Source organism: Solimonas soli DSM 21787 (assembly GCF_000474945.1).
In the GTDB taxonomy this organism is placed as follows: Bacteria; Pseudomonadota; Gammaproteobacteria; order Nevskiales; family Nevskiaceae; genus Solimonas; species Solimonas soli.
The window spans coordinates 341,082-361,778 of the sequence record NZ_KI440837.1; the positions used below are offsets into that span (position 1 = coordinate 341,082).

The 20,697-nt window shown below is 69.0% G+C and carries 17 protein-coding genes and 1 tRNA gene; 9 read left to right on the plus strand and 9 right to left on the minus strand.

Annotated elements, in window-relative coordinates; translation table 11 throughout:
• The first annotated feature begins 3 nt into the window (after positions 1–3).
• The 5 genes from K344_RS0116210 to K344_RS0116230 are packed head-to-tail and all read left to right on the plus strand — an operon-like array spanning position 4 to position 6,204.
• Entirely contained in the window at positions 4–1,959 is a 1,956-nt protein-coding gene (locus K344_RS0116210) for an SPFH domain-containing protein (RefSeq protein ID WP_028081549.1), read from the plus strand.
• Positions 1,956–2,954, plus strand: a complete 999-nt coding sequence (hflC, locus tag K344_RS22140) for a protease modulator HflC (protein WP_051362314.1) — start codon at positions 1,956–1,958, stop codon at positions 2,952–2,954. The genes K344_RS0116210 and hflC overlap by 4 nt, the downstream gene beginning before the upstream one ends.
• Entirely contained in the window at positions 2,951–3,958 is a 1,008-nt protein-coding gene (locus K344_RS0116220) for an SPFH domain-containing protein (protein WP_028081550.1), read from the plus strand. Before hflC ends, K344_RS0116220 begins: the two co-directional genes overlap by 4 nt.
• Positions 3,955–5,874: a heavy metal translocating P-type ATPase gene (locus K344_RS0116225; protein WP_028081551.1), complete on the plus strand. Its 1,920-nt coding sequence runs from the start codon at positions 3,955–3,957 to the stop codon at positions 5,872–5,874. Before K344_RS0116220 ends, K344_RS0116225 begins: the two co-directional genes overlap by 4 nt.
• 54 nt (positions 5,875–5,928) lie before the next feature.
• Positions 5,929–6,204, plus strand: coding sequence for a hypothetical protein (locus K344_RS0116230; RefSeq protein WP_028081552.1), 276 nt, complete (start codon positions 5,929–5,931; stop codon positions 6,202–6,204).
• On the opposite strand, the gene K344_RS0116235 is transcribed toward K344_RS0116230, so the two are convergent.
• The 6 genes from K344_RS0116235 to K344_RS0116260 all read right to left on the minus strand — a co-directional run bounded on the left by K344_RS0116235 (position 6,194) and on the right by K344_RS0116260 (position 10,840).
• Complete coding sequence (locus K344_RS0116235) at positions 6,194–7,273, minus strand: CobW family GTP-binding protein (RefSeq protein ID WP_028081553.1); 1,080 nt, start codon at positions 7,271–7,273, stop codon at positions 6,194–6,196. The two genes, K344_RS0116230 and K344_RS0116235, sit on opposite strands and share 11 nt — an antisense overlap.
• Positions 7,266–7,670, minus strand: a complete 405-nt coding sequence (locus tag K344_RS0116240) for a MerC domain-containing protein (RefSeq protein ID WP_043114724.1) — start codon at positions 7,668–7,670, stop codon at positions 7,266–7,268. The genes K344_RS0116235 and K344_RS0116240 overlap by 8 nt, the downstream gene beginning before the upstream one ends.
• 132 nt (positions 7,671–7,802) lie before the next feature.
• Positions 7,803–9,014, minus strand: coding sequence for a GTP-binding protein (locus tag K344_RS0116245; RefSeq protein ID WP_043114794.1), 1,212 nt, complete (start codon positions 9,012–9,014; stop codon positions 7,803–7,805).
• Positions 9,015–9,280: 266 nt separating this feature from the next.
• Complete coding sequence (locus K344_RS0116250; protein WP_028081556.1) at positions 9,281–10,141, minus strand: alpha/beta fold hydrolase; 861 nt, start codon at positions 10,139–10,141, stop codon at positions 9,281–9,283.
• Positions 10,142–10,289: 148 nt separating this feature from the next.
• A tRNA-Ala gene (locus K344_RS0116255) sits at positions 10,290–10,365 on the minus strand.
• Positions 10,366–10,426: 61 nt separating this feature from the next.
• Entirely contained in the window at positions 10,427–10,840 is a 414-nt protein-coding gene (locus K344_RS0116260; RefSeq protein ID WP_028081557.1) for a secondary thiamine-phosphate synthase enzyme YjbQ, read from the minus strand.
• Positions 10,841–11,016: 176 nt separating this feature from the next.
• Here K344_RS0116260 and K344_RS0116265 point away from each other — a divergent pair, with 176 nt between their 5' ends.
• Positions 11,017–11,238: a hypothetical protein gene (locus K344_RS0116265; protein WP_028081558.1), complete on the plus strand. Its 222-nt coding sequence runs from the start codon at positions 11,017–11,019 to the stop codon at positions 11,236–11,238.
• 18 nt (positions 11,239–11,256) lie between these two features.
• Here the strand turns inward: K344_RS0116265 and K344_RS0116270 are convergent, their stop codons facing one another.
• The 3 genes from K344_RS0116270 to K344_RS0116280 all read right to left on the minus strand — a co-directional run bounded on the left by K344_RS0116270 (position 11,257) and on the right by K344_RS0116280 (position 14,983).
• Positions 11,257–11,997 (minus strand): LOG family protein, encoded by a 741-nt coding sequence (locus tag K344_RS0116270; RefSeq protein WP_028081559.1) that lies wholly within the window; start codon positions 11,995–11,997, stop codon positions 11,257–11,259.
• 44 nt (positions 11,998–12,041) lie between these two features.
• Complete coding sequence (locus K344_RS0116275; RefSeq protein ID WP_169729311.1) at positions 12,042–14,264, minus strand: DUF1631 family protein; 2,223 nt, start codon at positions 14,262–14,264, stop codon at positions 12,042–12,044.
• Between the two features lie 155 nt (positions 14,265–14,419).
• Entirely contained in the window at positions 14,420–14,983 is a 564-nt protein-coding gene (locus K344_RS0116280; protein WP_043114726.1) for an HNH endonuclease, read from the minus strand.
• A 241-nt stretch (positions 14,984–15,224) separates the two neighbouring features.
• On the opposite strand from K344_RS0116280, the gene clpB reads away from it, so the two are divergent.
• From clpB to K344_RS0116295, 3 genes are all read left to right on the plus strand, one after another.
• Positions 15,225–17,822: an ATP-dependent chaperone ClpB gene (gene clpB / locus K344_RS0116285; RefSeq protein ID WP_028081562.1), complete on the plus strand. Its 2,598-nt coding sequence runs from the start codon at positions 15,225–15,227 to the stop codon at positions 17,820–17,822.
• A gap of 116 nt (positions 17,823–17,938) precedes the next feature.
• The gene (locus K344_RS0116290) at positions 17,939–20,338 is read left to right on the plus strand and encodes a TonB-dependent receptor (RefSeq protein WP_028081563.1); all 2,400 of its coding nucleotides are present in this window, start codon (positions 17,939–17,941) and stop codon (positions 20,336–20,338) included.
• Positions 20,339–20,448: 110 nt separating this feature from the next.
• Positions 20,449–20,691 (plus strand): FeoA family protein, encoded by a 243-nt coding sequence (locus tag K344_RS0116295; protein ID WP_028081564.1) that lies wholly within the window; start codon positions 20,449–20,451, stop codon positions 20,689–20,691.
• Positions 20,692–20,697: the final 6 nt, after the last annotated feature.

Consider the following 20,697-nt stretch of genomic DNA (forward strand, 5'->3'; position numbering starts at 1 on the left):
CCCATGAGCACGCAGACAGGCACGGATTCGACGGAGCTGAAACGGCTGCCGCGCTTCAACCTCGCGCATCGCTATCGCGAACGCCTGCTGGCCATTGCCGCCATGCTCGCGGTCCTCGCCGTCATCGCGACGGCAGCGTCCTTCGCGCAGATCGCCGCGGCGCTCTGGCTGGCGGTCGCCGGCTTTCTGTCGGCGGCCATGACGGCGGCCGCGCGCGTCCACGCCCTGAGTGCGGCCGGCGCGCCCCGGCGCGCACAGCGCCCGACCGCGAAAGACACGGCCGCGCCGCGGCGATGGCCGGCCGACTTCCAGCAGCTGATTCCGGTCCTGCAGTCGCGGCTGCCGGATGTCGGCTCGCTCGGCAGCTGGCCGCAGGCGCTGCTCATCGTCGTCGCCGGTGGCGGCGCGATCGTCGAGATCGTGCGCTGGTGGCCGCTGCTCGGCGAGCAGGCCGGCGAGGCGGCCGCCATGCGCATCAGCGGCGCGCTCGTCCTGGCCAGCGCCTTCGCGCTGGTCGTCCTGCAGCGTACCTACGCCGCCCTGTCGGCCGATCTGCTGCCGGAAGCGCCGGCGCTCGAACGCCTGTTGCGCCTGCCGCTGGCCAGCTGCATCGCCACCGGGGTCGCTCTCATCGCCGCGGCCAGCGGCCTGCCGGCCGCCTTGCAGATCGAACGCCTGATGGCGGCCGTCGTCGTTCTCGCCGCCGTCGAGTTCGTGCTGCGCGGCATGGCGATGCTGTTCCTGCCGTGGCCCGCCATCGCCGAGCGCCGCGGCCTGGCGGACAGCACGATCGCCGGTTTCGCGTTGCGGCTGCGACCGCCCAGCTGGCGCACCATCAATGTCGCGGCGCGCCACCGGCTCGGCATCAATCTGTCGCGCAGCTGGGCGCTGGCCTTCCTGCAGAAAGCGTTGTTGCCGCTGGCGGCCGGCATCCTCATCGTCGCCTGGCTCAGTACCGGCTTGACGACGCTGCGCATCGACCAGCGCGGCATCTACCAGCGGCTGGGCGTGCCGTCGGGCGTGCTGGGTCCGGGCCTGCATGTGCATCTGCCGTGGCCGTTCGGCAGCTTGCGGACCGTCGAGATCGGCGTCGTCCATCAGCTGCCGATCGAATTCATGCTGCCGGACCAGAACGGCGACGTGCCGACCGAAGAACCGGAGATGCCGGCTCTCGCGGAAGGGCCGGCGCCGGAGAGCGCCGACCGTCTGTGGGACGACGCACATCCCTACGAAGGCAGCTATCTCATCGCCAGCGAGGAAAACGGCCGGCAGAGCTTCCAGCTCGTCGACATCGACATGGCCGTGGTCTATCAGGTCGGCGTCTCCGATCAGGCGGCCCGCGATGCGGCCTACCGCGTCAGCGACGCCGACAGCCTGATCCAAGCGCTGTCGGGGCAGATCCTCGTGCGCTTTCTGGCGGAGCATCAGTTGCTCGGGCTGCTCGGCGAGAACCGCGAGACCCTGTCGTCCGAATTCCGCCAGCGCCTCCAGACGCAGCTCGATCGCTTTGCCAGCGGCATCGACGTGCTGTCGATCTCGATCGAGGCGATCCATCCGCCGCCCGGCGCCGCTTCGGCCTATCACGACGTGCAGGCCGCCGAGATCCGCGCCGGCATCCACGTCGCGCAGAGCCACGCCGATGCGGCGCGCTCGCAGCAGCAGGCGCAGGAGCAGGTCACCGCCCTGCGCAACGATGCCGACGCAGCGGCGGCCGAGCGCGTCGGCACGGCGCGCACCGACGCGGTGCTGTTCGGCGGCGACCGCGAGGCGGCGGCACGCGACGGCAAGGCCTTCCTGCTCGAACGCTGGTTCGATGATGTGGTCCGCGCGCTCGACAAGAGCCAGCTGGTGATCGTCGATCATCGCCTGAAGAACGAGCAGACGCCGACCCTGGACCTGCGGCCGTCCGGCAAGGATCGCGATCGCGCTTATTCGAATTACATCGGAGACGAGCCATGACCTCCTTGTCCACGCCATCGTCCGAAGACGCTTCGCCGGCGGCGGCGGCGCTGCTGCGCAAGGCGCGCTACGCCGCGGCCGCCGTGATCGTCTTCGCCGCCGTCGCCGCGGCCTGCCTGTTCATGGTGGTGCCCGGACAGGCCGTCGTCGTGACCCGCCTCGGCGATCCGGTGCGGGTCATCACGCAGCCCGGCCTGGCCTGGAAGATTCCGGCGCCCATCGAGCACACCATCCCCGTCGATCTGAAGCTGCGCACGACGTCGAGCGGCCTGCAGGATGTCGGCACGCGCGACGGCCTGCGCATCCTCGTGCAGGCCTATGTCGCCTGGCAGGTGCCCGACGATCCGGACCATGTGCGCCAGTTCCTGCGCGCCGTGCAGAACGAACCCGACATCGCCGCCGAACAGCTGCGCAGCTTCGTCGGCTCGTCCCTCGAGATCACGGTCAGCAGCTTCGATCTTGCCGCGCTGGTCAACACCGATCCCAAGGCGATCAGGCTGACGGGGCTGGAAGAGCGCCTGCGCCGGCGCATCGACGAGGAAGCGCTCAAGGTCTACGGCGTCAGCGTGCGCCAGGTCGGCATCGAACGCCTGACGCTGCCCTCGGAGACGCTCGATGCCACCGTCGCGCGCATGCGCGCCGAACGCGAGACCGTGGCGGCGCAGCGCGAAGCGGACGGCCAGCGGCGGGCCAAGGAAATCCAGTCCAATGCCGACCGCGATGCGCGCGTCCTCGTCGCGCAGGCCAAGGCCGACGCCGCGGCGATCGACGCGAAGTCGCGCGTCGAGGCCGCGGACATCTACGGCAAGGCCTACAACGACAACCGCGAGCTCTACACGCTGCTGCGTTCGCTCGACACGCTCGACTCGGTGATCGGCAGCAACACGCGCCTGATCCTGCGCACCGACGCCGCACCGTTCCGGGTTCTGGTCGACGGTCCTAGCCAGGGCGCGGCCGTTCTGCCGTCGAAAAAATCCGTGGAGAAGGCGCCGTGAATGCGCGTCGCGAGCCGGACAGCCCCTGGGCGCAGTCGCTGCGGCTCGCGTTCCGTTTCATGTTCCTCATCGTGTTCCTGCTCGGCGCCGGCTGGTTCGCATCCAATCTGCGCGTCATTCCCACCGACAGCCGGGCCGTGGTGCTGCGTTTCGGCAGCGTCGCGCGCGTGAGCGGACCGGGCCTGCTGTTCGCCTTCCCGCAGCCGGTCGAGCGCGTCATCGTGCTGCCTTCCGCCGACCGTCAGAACCAGCACATCGTCACCACGCTCGCCGCGCAGTCGGGCGTGCTGCGCGATCCGCGCCTGAACGCCGGCTTGTTGCTGTCGGGCGACATGAGCGTGGTGCATCTGAGCGCCACGCTGTTCTATCGCATCGTCGATGCGCGCGCCTATGTGCTGTCGTCCGACCACGTGGAACCCGCGCTCGATCGCTTGTTCATGGCGAGCGCCGTGGCGGTCTGCGGCAGCCGCGATCTCGACACCATGCTGGTCGCGCGCCCGGAACTGGAGACCGCCGAGGGCAGCGCCCGTGCCGGCCGCGAGCGTTTCCGGGTCGATCTCGCCAATGCCATCAACGCACGCCTGGCGGATCTCGAACGCCAGGGCGCAGGCCTCGGCGTGACGATCGAGCGCGTCGATCTCTGGCCGTCGATTCCGCAGGACGCCAAGGCGGCGTTCGATTCGGTGACGGTGGCGATACAGGGGGCCGAAACCGCGGTCGCCAACGCGCGCACGGCGGCGGAGAAGACCGCGCAACAGGCCGACCAGAAAAAGGATCGACTGGTCGCCGATGCGCAGGCGCAGGCCGCCGAGCATGTCACCACCGCGCGCGCGCGAACGGCGGCGATCGCCGCCCTCGCCGCCGGCGCGCCGGGCCTGCGCGGACCGGCGCTGGCCCGGCAGATCTATGCCGATCGCATCGGTCCGCTGCTCGGCAAGGCCGCGGCGGTGCAGACCACGAACGGCGAACCGCGCCTGATCCTGTCCGGGAGTTCCGCTCCATGAATGGCACCGCGAATACGGCCGGCGCCGCGCCCGAGGCGCCGCTGCTGGGGCTCGAGGAGCAATGGTCGCTGGGCGTGCGCCTCAGCCTCTCGCTGGCGACCGCCGGCTGCCTCGTCGTGGCCCTGATCGTCTGGCTGCTGCGCCCCGACCAGCAGGCGATCGCCGAGCTGATCGCGGGCGTCGGCGCGGCGCTGGTGGCCGTCCCTTCGCTGGCCGCGGCCTGGCGCAGCCTGCGCCAGCCGAGCCTGCACGGGATCATGGACCTGCTGATCGCCGCGGCCCTGCTGGCCGCCTGGGCGGCCGGCGACCTCGTGGTGGCCGCGCTCTTGCCGCTGGTCATGATGCTCGGGCACATCCTCGAAGAGCGCTCCTTGCTGGGCTCGCACGAGGCGATCCGCGCCTTGAGTCGCCTGACGCAGACCAAGGCGCGCCGCCTGGAAGCCGACGGCGGCATCGCCGAGATCGCCGCGAGCGAACTGCGCATCGGCGATCGCGTCGAACTGCGCGCCGGCGATCGCGTGCCGGCCGATGGCGTCGTCGAATCGGGCAACTCGAGCCTCGACACCGCGTCGATCACCGGCGAGTCGGTGCCCGTCGATGTGCAGCCCGGCGCCGATGTCTTCAACGGCTCGATCAACGTCGACGGCCAGCTGATCGTGCGCGTCACGCGCGTCGGCGCGGAGACCACGCTGGGCCGCGTCGTCGCCCTGCTGCGCGAAGCCGAGCAGGCCAAGCCGCCGGTGACGCGCCTGCTCGAGCGCTACGCGCAGCAGTACCTCGTGCTGGTCCTGCTGCTCGCGGCCGGCTGCTGGTTCGCGACCGGATCGACCGCCATCATGCTGGCCGTGATGGTGGCGTCCTGCCCCTGCGCGCTGGTGCTCGCCGCGCCGGCAACCTCGATCGCCGCCCTGTCGGTGGCGAGCCGCCACGGCATCCTCGTCAAAGGCGCGGCCTTTCTCGAGACGCTCGCCACCGTCGATGCGGTCGCGTTCGACAAGACCGGCACCTTGACGCTCGGCGAGCTGCGCCTGGTCGGTGTGCTGCCGCAGCCCGGCGTGGCGCGTGCCGATCTGCTCAACCTCGCCGCCAATCTTGGCAGCGCCAGCAGCCATCCGGTCAGCCGCGCGGTCGCCGCCGAGCTGCCGGAAAGCGGACGTCTGCCCTTGACCGACATCCGCGAACTGCGCGGCCTCGGCATCTGCGCACGCTCCGGCGGCGACGCGCTGGCCATGGGCCGTGCCGCCCTGTTCGACCAGCTTGGCATTGCCGTGCCGGCGGCGCCGGCGCATGACGGACCCATTTCGGGTGTCGCGCGCGGCGCGAGATTCCTCGGCTGGCTGCTGCTCAACGACGAACCGCGTCCCGAAGCCGCGCGTGCCGCCGCCGATCTGCGCGGGCTCGGGCTGGGCCGCCAGATGCTGATCAGCGGCGATCGCTGGCCGGCGGCGCAGCGCGTCGCCCATCTGGTCGGCCTGACGGAAGTGCAGGCCGAGCTGCTGCCCGCGCAGAAAATGCAGTGCGTGCTCGACCTCGCCGCGCAAGGCCATCGGCCGCTGGTCGTCGGCGACGGCATCAATGATGCGCTGGCGCTCAAGGCCGGTGCCATCGGCGTGGCGATGGGCGCGCAGGGCACCGACGTCGCCCTCGCCTCGGCCGACGTCGTGCTGATGACGGCGGATCTGCGGCGGCTCGGCACCTGCGTGCGGCTCAGCCGGCTTTGCCGCCGCACGATCTACGTCAACGTGGCCGTCGGCCTGATCTGGACGCTGGTCGTGCTGATCCTGGCCGCCGCCGGCGTGCTCGGCGCCTATGGCGCGCTGGTCGCCGCACTCGCGCAGCAGGCCAGCAGCGTGATCGTCATCGTCAACGCCGGCCGCCTGCTGAAATTTCACGAGGCGGCGGACATGAAAGCCTGAGCCATCGCCCATCTTCCGAGCCGCCGAAAGGCCTCTTCTCCCTGGAGTGTCACCATGCGCAAATCAACGATCATCCTGCTCGCCGCGGCGCTGCTGCCGGCGGTCGCGCAGGCCCGCGGCGATATCGAGAACGTGCCCGGCGTCAGCGACGGACCGGCACTCGCGCCTTACGTGGAGCAGCAGCTCGTGCAGGGCTTCGCCGACCGCAGCAGCGCGCGCGCCGCCGGCAGCGGCGGCGACGGCGCCGTCACGTTCTCGGAGCAGACGCCGGACGGCCGCAGCCTGCCGCTCAGCATCGATCCCATCAGCGGCGAAATCCTCACGAAATAGGCCGCGACGGCGTGTGCAGGTAGGCGAGCGTCGAGGCGACGACGTCCTGGCCCCAGCCGCGCGTGATGAAGACCAGTCGCGAGCGGCGGTCGGCATCCGGCCAGGCCGCCAGCTCGCGCAGCGGATGCAGGGCGCTCTGCACGCCGTGCACGACTGTCGGTCCGGCCTGTCCCTCGACATGCACGAGGCCCTTGACGCGCAGCAGCGTCGGCCCGCACAGCGAGCGCAGAAAGCTGATCCAGCCGAGCAGGCGCCCCGGCGGCAGCGGCTCTTCGAAAATGAGGCTGAAGGTCTGGATCTCCTGCTCCGCCGGCGTGCGCGCCGGTGCCGACCGGCCGAGCAGGCCGCTCGGCTGCACGGCGATCACCGGCGTGAAGCGCATCGACTCGGCCCGGCCGAACCAATCGCCGAGCTGATAGCGCGCCGAGCCCGGATGGTCGCGGCCGCCGCTGAACAGTTGCTCGGGGCGCGCGGCACCGTGGCGGATCACGTCGACGCCGGCATCGGGGTTCATCGCGCGCAGGCGCTGCGTCAAGGCGGCCGCCGTCGCGGCGCCGACGAGATCGGTCTTGCTCAAGAGCAGGCGATCGGCGGCCGTGATCTGCTGCACGGCGATGTCGTGCTTGTCCAGGGTCGAGGCTGCGTTCAGGGCATCCACCAGCGTCACCACGCTGTCGAGCGCGAAGTGCGCGGACAGCTGCGGATCATGGAGCAGCTGCGAGACGATCGGCCCGGGCTCGGCGAGCCCCGTCGTCTCGATGATCACGCGCTTGAGCGCGACATTGCGCTGCGCGGCGCGCTGGAACAGGCTCATCAGCGCTTCGCCGAGCCGCCCGCTCGCGGTGCAGCACAGGCAGCCGTCGGCGATCAGCTCGGTGTCGTCCGGCGCCGACTCGACCAGATGATGGTCGACGCCGACCGCGCCGTACTCGTTGATGACCACCGCCGTGCCGGTCATCTCCGGATGGCGCAGCACGAAGTTCAGCAGCGTGCTTTTGCCGGCGCCGAGAAAGCCGGTCAGCAGACAGACCGGCAGCCGGGCCGTTGGTGCATGCGCGGGATCACTCATCGGCGTCTTTCCTTTCTTTGCCGCGACGCAAGGACCACAGATTCAGCAGGTGGGCGCCCGACAGCGTCACGCTGCCGAGCACCGTCAGCCACGATTCCCGGGCTCTCACCGTCTCGGCGGTGGCCGCGACGATCAGCAGCCCGAACGCGGTGAGACCCAGCCACACGGGCGCGAACCGACGATGGCGCACGCAGCCGCCGATCAGCGCGTAGGCACTCACCGGCACGATCGCCGCCAGCAGCCAGCGATGCACCACATCGTCGTTGGTCACCAGCCAGGCCAGCCACGGCAGCAGGGCGATGAACATCGGCAGCACCAGGCAGTGCACGAGGCACAGGGCGGACAGCAGAATGGCGGTGCGATCGCCGGCGGCGCGCACGGGAGTCGATGTCGACATGCAAGACCTCAGACGGACGCCGACGCGCGCGCGCCGGTGGAGAACAGTTCACGGCGGCCCAGGCGTGAAAGAGCAGCGCACGATCGAGCGACAGCACGCTCGCAAGGCCCGCCTCGGCGAACGTCTCCTCGCTCATGCGTCGTCCGTCGCCTCGGCCTCCATGCGCCACGCCGGAAACGGATCGGGGAAGGAACGCCAGGCCGCAGGTCCCTGGGCGATTTCGGCGTCGTCGAGCAGGCAGGCATCGAGCCGCGCGCGCAGCGCCGCCTCGTCCGCGCCGATGCCGATGAACACCAGTTCCTGCCGGCGGTCGCCATAGGTTTCATCCCAGACTTCGCGCAGGCGATCCATCACCTCGGGCCGTGCACGGTCGGCACGCGGGCTGGCCCACCACAGGCCGATCGCACCCTGCTGCAGCATGCCGCCGGCCTGTGACATCTGGCCGACGAAGTCCGGCCGGCTGGCAATCCAGAACCAGCCTTTGGAGCGGATGACGCCCTGCCAGCTCGACTGGAAGAAATCGTGCAGGCGCTGCGGGTGGAACGGCCGGCGCTCGCGATAGACGAAGCTGGTGATGCCGTACTGCTCGGTTTCCGGCGTGTGCTCGCCGCGCAGTTCCCTGGCCCAGCCCGGATTGCGCTCGGCCTGCTCGGGATCGAAGCGAAAACCATCGAGCAGTTCGGCGACCGGCGCGCGCCCGAAATCGGTGGTCACGACGTGCGCACCGGGATTCAGTCCCCTGACCACGGCGAGCACATCGCGCCGTTGCGCCTCGTCGATCTCGGAGAACTTGTTGATGACGATGGTATCGGCGAATTCGATCTGGTCGACGAGCAGATCGACGACGTTGCGCTCGTCATCCTCGCCCAGCGACTGGCTGCGGTCGCGCAGAAAATCCGTGGAGCTGTAGTCGCGCAACAGGTTCCTGGCGTCGACAACGGTCAGCATCGAATTGATGCGCGTCAGATCGGCGAGCGAAAAGCCGGCTTCGTCGCGCACCGCGAAGGTGGCGGCCACCGGCATCGGCTCGGAAATGCCCGTCGATTCGATCAGCAGATGATCGAAGCGGCCCTCGCCCGCGAGCCGCGTGACTTCCTTGAGCAGGTCGTCGCGCAGCGTGCAACAGATGCAGCCATTGCTGAATTCGACCAGCTTCTCCTCGGTACGCGACAGCGCCGCCCGGCCGTCGACCAGCGCCGCGTCGATGTTGATCTCGCTCATGTCGTTGACGATCACCGCGACGCGGCGGCCTTCGCGATTGGCGAGCAGGTGATTGAGCAAGGTGGTTTTGCCGGCACCGAGATAGCCGGACAGCACCGTGACGGGCAGACGGGCGAGCGACATGGGAATCTCCGCGTTGATGTTACATTGTAACAATAACACGGCATCGCGCCGCACTTCGCCGCCCGCTTGAACGCAGCCCTGCCCGGCGATCGACGGCATCGACCGCGAAGCGACGCCGTCGCTCCTTGCGGGCGCGCGGCGGATGCGCGGCACGACGAGTGCCGACAGGATGATGACGGACAGCGAATGATCGAGCGCGAGTACCGCGATGGCGCACATCGCGGCGCGCGTCAGCTCGAGCCGTAGTCCGGGCGCGCCGGCGCGGTTCAACCGAGCGGGTGGTGGCGTTCGAGGAAGCCGATCACGCCCTCGTTGAAGGCGTCGTTGCGATCACCGGCGACCATGTGCCCCGCGCCCGGCACGTCGAATACTTCGAGGCCGGGAAGATGCGCGCGGAATTCATTGATGCCGTCCTCGGTGACGATGTCACTCTGGGTGCCGCGCACGAGCAGGGTCGGCGTGCGAATGTGCGAGGCGGCGCGCAGCATCAGGTCGGCGAACTGCGGCGGCTCGGAGCGGCGCGGATTGTCGACGAACCGCGGATCCCAGTGCCAGTAGAGCCGGCCGTCGTCGCGGCGGCGCAGGTTCTTCATCAGGCCGGAGATGTCCTTCGGGCGCGGGCGGTGCGGGTTGTACGCGCTGACCGCATCGGCCGCCTCCTCCAGCGTCGCGAAACCGGCGCGTCCGCTCTGCATGAATTCGGCGATCTTCTTGCCGCCGCTCTGGTTGACGCGCGGCACGATGTCGACGAGCACCAGCGCCGTGGCGATCGGCTGCGCCGCGCCGCCCGCCGCATAGAGAATCGTCGCGCCGCCCATCGACGCGCCGACCAGGGCCGGCGGGCGGGTGAGCGTCGCGATCACGGCGCGCAGGTCGCCGACCATGGCGTCGAGCGAATAGTCGCCATCTGGCGCCCAGTCGCTGTCGCCGTGTCCGCGCGCGTCCAGGTTGATGACGTGATAGCCGCGCCGCAGCAGCTCGCGCATCGCGCCGCCCCAGGAATGCCGCGTCTGTCCACCGCCGTGCAGCAGCAGGACCGGCGGTGCCGCGGGATCGCCGCCAACGTCGGCGCTGATGTGCAGACCACTTGGCACGACGTAGCGGCGTACTTCAAGCGGCAAACTCATTCGAAGGTTCCGGTCTATTGTCTCGACGCGCGGCGGCGTCAGGGCGGCTCGCATTCGATCATGCCTGAAGAACGCCGGACAAGCGGCCGCATCGCCCAACAAAAAACCGCGCACCTGGCGCGGTTCCTGTTACGTCTCAGATCCCGGATGGTGGAGCGGAGGAGGATCGAACTCCCGACCTTCGCATTGCGAACGCGACGCTCTCCCAGCTGAGCTACCGCCCCACACGAGGACGCGTATTGTACTGATCGGCACCCAAAACACCAGCGCCGCCGCCGCGGCGGCTCAGCTGCCGCCGAGCGTCACGACCACGCGGCGGTGATGCGCGCTGCGACGGTGTTCCCAGACGTAGAGGCCCTGCCAGGTGCCGAGCAGCAACGCGCCATCCCCGATCGGCACCGTCAGCTCGACGCCGGCCACCAGGCTGCGAATGTGCGCCGGCATGTCGTCCGCGCCCTCGTCGTCGTGGCGATAGGCGGTCGCGCTGTCCGGCGCCAGATGTGCTGCCCAAGCCTGCAGGTCATCGCGCACGGCCGGCGCGGCGTTCTCGGTGATGCACAGCGAAGCCGAGGTGTGCTGCAGGAACAGATGGCAGAGTCCCGTGCGGATGCCGCTGGCAGCGGTGATCTGGCGCACGGTCCGGGTGATCTCGCTGAAGCCGCGCCCCGCGGTACGAAGTTCGATGATCTGTTGCTGCATGTCGCTCCTCTCCTGCCCGATGGTTTGCGCGGGACACCGCGCCCGGACCTGCGGAATGAACTTAACGGTTTGATTCTAAAGCTCATGTCCGCAGCCCTTTCCGGCGCAAAAAAAGCCTGCTAAAAACGCGCGCCAAGTGATCCCGATTTGTTGTCAGGCTCCACGCCGAGATGGGTATGCCGCGCAAGCCGAAGAAGCAAGCTGCACCGAACGACGCCAGCAAGAACTACGACGAGTTCGTCGACGAGGCCGATGCCATCGAAGACGACAGCGTGGCCGCTGCCGACGGGCCGACCGGGCTGCCCGCCAAATCGCGGGACTGGCGCGACGTCGAGAAGCTGCAGGAGGAACGGCGGCTGCGCAAGCTGATCGCCGACGATCTCGACTTCGATCTGTAGAACGCCTGCGCCGCCCGCCTACGGCGAGGCGGCGATGCTTTCCTCCGGCGGGTGCGGCCGCAGCTCGCTGCGCAAAAGCTCGAAAGCGGCATCGGCGTCGTCGCAGTAGCGGAACAGCTCGACGTCCTCCGGCGAGATCAGGCCTCGCTCGACGAGGCGTCCGAAATCGATCAACCCCTCCCAGAACGAGCGCCCGTACAGCAGGATCGGGATGCGCGAGACCTTGTGCGTCTGGGTCAGCGTCAGCAGTTCGAACAGCTCATCGAGCGTTCCGAAGCCGCCGGGGAAGAACACCGCGCCGCGCGCCAGCTTGACGAGCCAGAACTTGCGCATGAAGAAGTAGTGGAACTGGAAGGCGTGCGCGTCGTCGATATGCTCGTTCAGACGCTGCGGCTCGAACGGCAGCGAGATGTTGAGGCCGACGTTGAGCCCCTGGTCGACGCGCCCGCCGCCGACATGCGCGGCCTCCATGATGCCCGGACCGCCGCCGGTGCAGACGTAGAAGCGCTCCTGCACGGTATGCGTCTCGAGCGTCCAGCGCGCCAGTTTTTCGGCCAGTTGCGCCGCCTCGGCGTACCAGTCGCGGCCGTCGCTGCCGCGTCCGAGCCGCAGGCGCGCCGAACCGAAGAATGCCACCGTGTTGCGCACGCCGGTGCGCCGGAAGCGCTGCTCGGGTTCGACATACTCGCAGAGGATGCGCACGCCGCGCGCCTCCTCGCTCATCAGGAATTGTTCGTTCTTGTATGCCTTGTCCGGCATGCCAGCTCCTCTGTCGCGATGCGGCGCCAGCGCCGCGCTCGAACTCAGGCGCTGGCAGGAGGATTCTGCAGCCAGCCCAGAGCCGACGCCGGCTCGCGTGTGAACGGAAGCGCCGCGATGCGCGCGATCGCCGTCTGCAGCTCCGGCGCCGGGTCGATCGCCGCGAGGCGGCCTTCGGCAAGCTCGGTCGCAAACACCAGGGCGCGCATGCTGATGAAGCGCTCTTCCATGTAGTGGCCCAGCAGGACCGATTGCTGCGCCGGGTAATACGCCTTGACCCGCACCCAGTGCTTGGTCTGCGCGCCCGACTCGTACAGCGTAAACCAGGCGCCCGGCAGCAGCACGATCGACAGCAGGCCCTGCAGTTCCTGCTCGGGCGTGGGCTGCCGCTGCGGCGGCGCGTCGGGGCGCGTCGCCACGTCGCCGAGGCCTTCCTCGATGAGCGCGTCGTTCAGCGAAACCTCGAGCTTGCGCTCCAGGTATGCCTGCAGCAGGCCGGCGACGACGTCTTCGAGCTTCTGCCTTGCGAAACCCACTTCCGCGAGGCGGTTCGTCACCTCGGCGACCAGTTCCGCCTCGAGCGCGACGCGCTCCTCAGCACTGCGGCGATCGGGGCCGAGGCTGTGCAGCACGCGGTCGACGAGATCCATCGTCGCCACCCAGCTGCGACCCTCGATGCCGTCGCGGATGTAGTCGACGCAGAGCCGCGGCCCGAAGCCGGACAGCATCAGGCGCATGGCGCCGGTCGGCAGCACGCGCTCGCCGACGCGCATCTTCAGCTCGTGGGCGACGATGCGGCGGATGCGTTCGATCTGCTGGCGATTGCGGTTCTGCTGCGTCTCGTCCTGCTGGCGCAGGAAGCTGTCGGCGGTGTGTTCGTCGACGGCGATGCCCGGCGCGCTCTTCAGCTTGGCCGGATCGAGGTGGAAGCTGCGCGCGATTTCGTCGACCAGGCCCTGCAGCTCGCTGACGATCTGCTCGGGCACCGGCGCGCCGCCGGCACCGAGCTGCAGCGCCAGCTCGTAGAGATCATTGGTCGCGCGCCGCGCCGGATGGGTGCTGCTGGCGAAGAACTGCGGGTCGGCGAGCGCCGCCTTCATCACCGGCAGCTGCAGTTTCGCGAGCAAGGGCTTCATCGCCTCCGGCAGGCGCGGATCGTTGTAGTAGCCGTCGAACATGCGCGCCACCAGGCCGACGTTCTGCGGCGGCAGCCAGGCCGGCGCCTGCGGCTGCTGGCCGTGCGAGTACGACTGCAGGATGTGGCTGATGTCGTGCGCCAGCCAGGCATCGTTGTAGGACGGTGCGGCGCCGCCGGCCGCCGCGTAGGCGCCGGCATAGGCCGGCCAGGACGGCGGATAGCCGGCCGCCGGCCCCGGCATGGCGCCGAAGCCAGCGCCGCCGTAAGGCGGCGGATTGGGGCTGGCGACGCCGTATGGCGCCGGCGAAGGCGGCGGCACGCCCATGTACTGGGCGAAGCGCTGCGTGTCGACGCCGCTGACCCAGCTCGGCATGGCGCCGCTGTCGGCGCCCGGCAAGGTCGCGGCGGCGCCCGGCATGCCGGGCATGGCCGGATGGCGCTTCGGCGGCGGCACGGCGCCGTCCTTGGGTTCGACGCCATGCCCGGCCAGCAGCTGGTTGGCGTGCACGAAGACCGCCGACATGTTGCCGACGACGACGCGGTCGAACAGCTTGTAGATGACCAGCTTGATCGGGAAATCGACCTGCAGGTTCTGCACGGAATTCTGGAAGGCGCGGATGATGCGCGCCGGCGAGATGGCGTCCGGCGACAGCTGCCCGCCGGTCATGTCGGCCAGGCGCGCCATACGCCGCTGCAGTTCGACCAGCTCGTGCGCGTGCAGCGAGGTGGCCTTGCTTTCCATGTTGGAAACGGCGATGCGCTCCTCGAGCTGGTCGCCGTCCTGCAGCGACCACTGCGTCATGTCGCTGAGATCGACGTTGTCGCCGGGCGCCTCCGTGCCGATGCGCGACAGCGCATCCTGCAGCGAATGCTCGAAAGCCTTGATGATCTGCGCGCGCTGCATGCGCACGATGCGCATGGTGTCGAGATAGAGGCGCTGTTCGTCGCTGGAGCGCGCCTTCTCGGCCGAATCGAACAGGATGTCGTCGGCCTTCTCGAACATGGCGTTGAGCTGCTCGGCCAGCACGCTGATCGCCATCTGGTGCAGGGCGGCCACCACGGGGTTGCCACCCGCCGCCGGTGCAGACGGGTTGGCGGCACGCGCGCTGGCGTGGCTCTGGGCACTCATGGGGAATCGGTCCGGAACGATCTTCTGCGGGAGAAGGAACACAGCCACGGCCATGCGGCTGCCGGGCCAGTGTAGCCCAAGCGCCCCGCCACGACATGCGCAAGCCGCATCTGAACCATGTGCCGCAAAGCCCCCCCGGGCGTAACGCTTCGATACTACTGCAAACCGCGCCGCCGGCCGGCATGCGCGAGCAGAAACTCCATCTGGTCGGCGAGGATGCGCCGATTCGACAAGATCAGATATTCGGCCAGATTCGGCGTGTACGGCACCGCCAGCAGGCGCATGTTCGCCTCTTCCGGCGTGCGGTCGTCCTTGCGCTGGTTGCAGCTGCGGCAGGCCGTCACGCAGTTCTCCCAGGCCGAGGCGCCGCCGCGCGAGGCCGGGATGATGTGATCCCGCGTCAGCAGATGCGCCGGGAACTGGTCGCCGCAGTACAGGCAGAGATTGCGGTCGCGCTGGAACAGCGTGCGGTTGGTCAGCAGCGGCACGCCGCGGGCATGGCTCTTCGAGCGATCGGTGACGGCGATGATGGAGCCGATCTCGATCTGCGAGCGCTCGCCGCTCCTGGCATTGACGCCGCCGCGAATCAGGAAACGCTCGGCACCGGCCTCCCAGCGCACGCGACCGCGCGCATACAGCGTCACCGCCGTGTGCCAGTGAATCCAGGAAACCGGCAGCCCGCCGGAATCCACTTTGAGGATGGCCGGAATGTTTTCCATGCGTCCGTGCAACTGGAGCCCTTGAGCCCATTGAACCGCGCAAAGATGACAACATTTGGACGATATCTCGCCGAAGGCGTTCGGCGCAAGCCTGTCCGGTCAGTGACTTAGGGTGCTTTTCTGAGCCACTCTCGATTCCGTGAACTGCCCCTGTGAAACGCTTGGCGCGCTTGAATCGGAAGCCCGCGGCCGCACTTGAGCAGCAAATCCCACTGCCCCGCTTCATCCAAGGACCAACGCCATGCGCATGGACAAACTGACGAGCCGCTTTCAGCAGGCGCTGGCCGACGCCCAGTCGCTGGCGGTCGGCCGCGACCATCCGGCGATCGAGCCGGCCCACCTGCTCGCGGCCCTGCTCGACCAGGACGGCGGCTCGACGCAGCCGCTGCTGCAGAACGCCGGCGTCAACATCGACCTGCTGCGCTCGAGGCTCGCCCAGGCGCTCGACCGCCTGCCGAAGCTCAAGGATGCGACCGGCGAGGTCAACGTCTCGCCCGATCTCGCCAAGCTGCTCAACCTCACCGACAAGCTGGCCCAGCAGAAGAAGGACCAGTTCATCTCCACCGAGCTGTTCGTGCTCGCCGCGGTCGACGAGAAAGGCGCCGCCGGCGACGCGCTGCGCGCCGCCGGCGCGCGCAAGGAACTGCTGGAGAAAGCCATCGACGCCGTGCGCGGCGGCGCCAAGGTCGATTCGGCGAATGCCGAGGAGAACCGCCAGGCGCTGGAGAAGTACACGATCGATCTCACCGAGCGCGCGCGCGCCGGCAAGCTCGATCCGGTGATCGGCCGCGACGAGGAAATCCGCCGCGTCATCCAGGTGCTCTCGCGCCGCACCAAGAACAATCCGGCCCTGATCGGCGAGCCCGGCGTCGGCAAGACGGCGATCGTCGAGGGTCTCGCGCAGCGCATCGTCAACGGCGAGGTGCCGGAGTCGCTGAAGGACAAGCGCGTGCTCTCGCTCGACTTGGGCAGCCTGATCGCCGGCGCCAAGTTCCGCGGCGAGTTCGAGGAGCGCCTGAAAGCGGTGCTGACCGACCTCGCCAAGCAGCAAGGCAACATCATCCTGTTCATCGACGAGATCCACACCCTGGTCGGCGCCGGCAAGGCCGACGGCGCGATGGACGCCGGCAACATGCTCAAGCCGGCCCTGGCGCGCGGCGAGCTGCACTGCGTCGGCGCCACCACGCTCGACGAGTACCGCAAGTACATCGAGAAGGACGCCGCACTCGAGCGCCGCTTCCAGAAGGTGCTGGTCGGCGAACCGAGCGTCGAGGACACCATCGCCATCCTGCGCGGCCTCAAGGAGCGCTACGAGGTCCACCACGGCGTCGACATCACCGACGGCGCGCTGATCGCGGCCGCCAAGCTCTCGCACCGCTACATCACCGACCGCAACCTGCCCGACAAGGCGATCGACCTCGTCGATGAAGCAGCGTCTCGAATCAGCATCGAAATCGACTCCAAGCCGGAGGCGCTCGATCGCCTGCACCGTCGCCTGATCCAGCTGAAGATCGAGCGCGAGGCGCTGAAGAAGGAAGAGGACGAAGGCGCCAGGAAGTCGCTCGCCGCGCTCGAGGACGAGATCGCCAGGCTCGAGAAGGAATACGCCGATCTCGAAGAGAAGTGGAAAGCCGAGAAGGCCTCGGTCGCCGGCAGCGCCGGCATCAAGGAAGAACTCGATCGCGTGCGCATCGAGCTCGAGGGCGCGCGCCGCGCCGGCGATCTCGCGCGCATGGCCGAGCTGCAGTACGGCAAGATTCCCGAGCTGGAGAAGAAGCTCGCGCAGACGCCGACCAGCAGCGCCACGCCGCAGAAGTTCGAGCTGCTGCGCACCAGCGTCGGCGAGGACGAAATCGCCGAAGTCGTGGCGCGCTGGACCGGCATTCCGGTCTCCAAGCTGCTGGAAGGCGAGCGCGAGAAGCTGCTGCGCATGGAAGACGCGCTGCATCAGCGCGTGATCTCGCAGGACGAGGCGATCAGCGCCGTCTCGAACGCCATCCGCCGCTCGCGCGCCGGCCTCTCCGATCCGAACCGGCCGATCGGCTCGTTCCTGTTCCTCGGCCCGACCGGCGTCGGCAAGACCGAGCTGTGCAAGGCGCTCGCCGCGTTCCTGTTCGATACCGAAGAGGCGATGGTGCGCATCGACATGAGCGAGTTCATGGAACGTCATTCCGTGAGCCGCCTGATCGGCGCGCCGCCGGGTTACGTCGGCTACGACGAAGGCGGCTATCTGACCGAAGCCGTGCGCCGCCGGCCGTACTCGGTGATCCTCATGGACGAGGTCGAGAAGGCGCACCCCGAGGTCTTCAACATCCTGCTGCAGGTACTCGACGACGGCCGCCTCACCGATGGCCAGGGCCGCACCGTCGACTTCCGCAACACGGTCGTGGTCATGACCTCCAACCTCGGCAGCTCGCTGATCCAGGACATGATGAGCAAGGACTCGGCGACGCGCGAGGACTACGGCGCGATCAAGGAAGCGGTGATGGCCGTGGTCGGCCAGCACTTCCGCCCGGAGTTCATCAACCGCATCGACGAGGCCGTGGTCTTCCATCCGCTCGGCTCGACGCAGATCCGTTCGATCGCGCGCATCCAGACGCAGCACGTCGTCAAGCGCCTCGTCGAGCGCGGCATCGCCGTCGAGTTCAGCGACGCGGCGCTCGACAAGCTGGCGGAAGCCGGCTTCGATCCGATCTACGGCGCGCGGCCGCTGAAGCGCGCGATCCAGTCGCTGGTCGAGAACCCGCTGGCGCGCCTGATCCTCGACGGCCGTTTCGCGGCCGGCGACAGCGTGCGCATCGACGTGCGCGACGGCGCGCTGCAGTTCGACAAGCGCTGAGATGCGGCCATCGCCGGCTGGCCCGCGCGCCGGCCGGCGATGGCATGGCGGCGCCGCAGTTCGCGCGGGGCGGCGCGTAGAATGCGCCGACAATTAAAACAACTTGAGGATTGCGCATGGATCGTACGCGACCGGCATCGTCGCGCATCGTCGCACTGGCTCTGCTCGCGCTCGGCGCCGTGTCGCCGGCGCCAGCCCGCGCCGAGGACGAGGAGTCGCTGCCCGACGTGCTTCCCGAAGTGATCGTCACCGCGCAGAAGTTCGCGCAATCCGTCGAGCAGGTGCCGGTCTCGGTCGGCACGATCGACGGCGAGCTGATGCAGCAGAGCGGCGCCACCAATTTCCAGGACCTGCAGACCTACGTCGGCAACGTCAGCCTGTCGATCTCGCCGACCGGCGGCGATTTCTTCATCCGCGGTTTCGGCACGCTGTCGACCAATGCCGGCTTCGAACCTTCGGTCGGCACCGTCGTCGACGGCGTGTTCTACGGCCGCTCGAATTTCCTCTCCGTGTTCTTCAACGACGTGCAGCGCATGGAAGTGCTGCGCGGCCCGCAGGGCACGCTGTTCGGCAAGAACAGCACGGCCGGCGTGTTCAATCTCGTCACCCGCGCGCCGGCCGACCGCTTCGGCTTCGGCGGCGAGCTTTACGTCGCCGACGACGGCGAGCGCGCCGCGCGGCCGACGCTGAATCTCGCGCTCGGCGAGCGCTGGTCGGCGCGCCTGGTCGGCAATTTCTCGCGCGACGATGGCCAGCTCACCAATACCGATCTCGACCGCCCGGAAGTCGACGTCGACCAGGACACCCTGCGCCTGCGCCTGCGCTACGACGGCGGCCCGCTGCGCGTCGACCTCGGCGGCTTCTATTCCGAGCAGAGCCTCAACGCCAACAACTTCCAGCTCACGCACGTCTCCGAGCCGATGCGCGTGGTCATGCAGCACTACGACCCCGACTTCGAGGATCGCTTCGACTTCCGCAACTCGGCCAACGTACCCTCGCGCGGCGAGACCGACTTCTCCGGCGCCAACCTCACGGTCGACTACAAGCTCGACGGCCTGTGGGACATCGACAGCGTCGCCCTCACCTCGGTCAGCGCCTGGGCGCGGCAGCTGCTGAAGGCGCGCGACATCGACGGTGACTTCTCGCCGGTGCCGGTGATCCGCGACACCCTGAGCCGGCCGGCGCCCTTCGACCAGTACAGCCAGGAAATCCGCCTCGCCGGCCACGACGACAGCATCGCCGGCTTCGGCGCCGGCCTCGACTTCGTGCTCGGCGCCTACTACTACGACTCGACCTTCAACGCCAATGACCTGTTCCAGCTCGAAGACCTCGGCGCCGCGCTCGCCTACCTCACCGCCGCGCAGGCCGGCAATCCGAACGGCAACGCCCTGCTGCGCATCGGCGGCGTGCCGCTGACGCGGCTGGCGATTCCGGTCGGCCGCCTCGCCGACCTGCTCGAACCGGCGCTGCGCCCGGTGATCGGCGAGCGCCAGGCGGCGACGGTGACGCTGGACCAGCGCACCAGCACGGCGGCGCTGTTCGGGCAGATCGAATATTTCATCATCGAGCGCTGGGCGCTGATCCTCGGCGGCCGCGTCGGCTACGAGCACAAGCAGGGCCAGTTCTCCAGCCAGGCCGAGGGCGCGCTGATCCCGCTGGTCGCCGACCAGAACGATTTCAGCGAGAGCCGCAACCACAGCGAAAACGAGTTCTCGCCGAAGGCCGGCATCAAGTGGCAGCCGCAGACCGACACCAACGTCTACCTGACGTGGACGCGCGGCTACAAGAGCGGCGGCTTCAATGCGCTGCCGCTCAACGACAAGAACCTCGAGTTCGAACCCGAACGCGCGACCAGCCTCGAACTGGGCGCCAAGGCGCGCCTGCTGCAGGGTTCGATGCGCGTCAGCGCCGCGCTGTTCTCGACCGACTTCGACAATCTGCAGGTTTCGACGTTCAGCAGCGGCAACGGCGCCGCCGCGCCGGTCTTCCTCAACGCGGCGAGCGCGCGCTCGCGCGGCGGCGAGCTCGAAGTGCACTGGCTGACGCCGATTCCGGGCGTCGCCTTCTACGGCTCGGCCGGCTACGCCAACGCCTACTACACGAGCTATCCCGACGCGCCGGCGCCGGCCACCTCGGACCAGTCGACGCAGGACCTGTCCGGCAAGACGCTGTCGAACGCGCCGAAGTGGACGGCGGCGGCGATCCCGTCCTTCACCACGATCCTGCCCGGCGGCACCTTGATGACCGTGGCGCTCGACGTGCTCTACCGCAGCCAGCGCTATGTCGACGTCGATCTCGCGCCGGAAAAGCTGCAGCCGCAGACCACCGAGGTCAACGCGCGCATCGTGCTCGGTTCGCAGCGCGGCGGCTGGACGCTGGCCTTCGCAGCCCGCAATCTGACCCACGAAGCCTCGACCGACCAGGTCCTCGACGAGCCGCTGGCGCCCGGCAATTACGCGGCGGCGCGCGCCGATCGCGGTCGCGTGCTGTCGGCGAACCTGATCCTCGACCTCTAGACCGACCGCCCGGCGCGCCAGGCCACGCGCCGGTCGCCACGGCGGCCGGCGCGTGGCCGGCGTGATACGATAACGATTCTTATCTACGCCGAGTGTCCGTTCCCATTTCGATGCGCCTGTCCGAACTCCCGCACAACGTCGCCGCGATCGTTCGCGCGGTCGAGGACGCTGGCCCCGGCGATGTCATCGCGCGGCGTCTGCGCGACCTCGGCTTCGTCGACGGCGAGCCGGTGCGCATCGTCGCGCACGGACCGGTGCAGGGCGATCCGCTGCTCGTGCAGATCGGCTATACGCGCTTCGCCCTGCGCCGCGCCGAGGCGGCGCGGGTGCGGGTTGCGCAGGAAGCCGCATGAACGCGC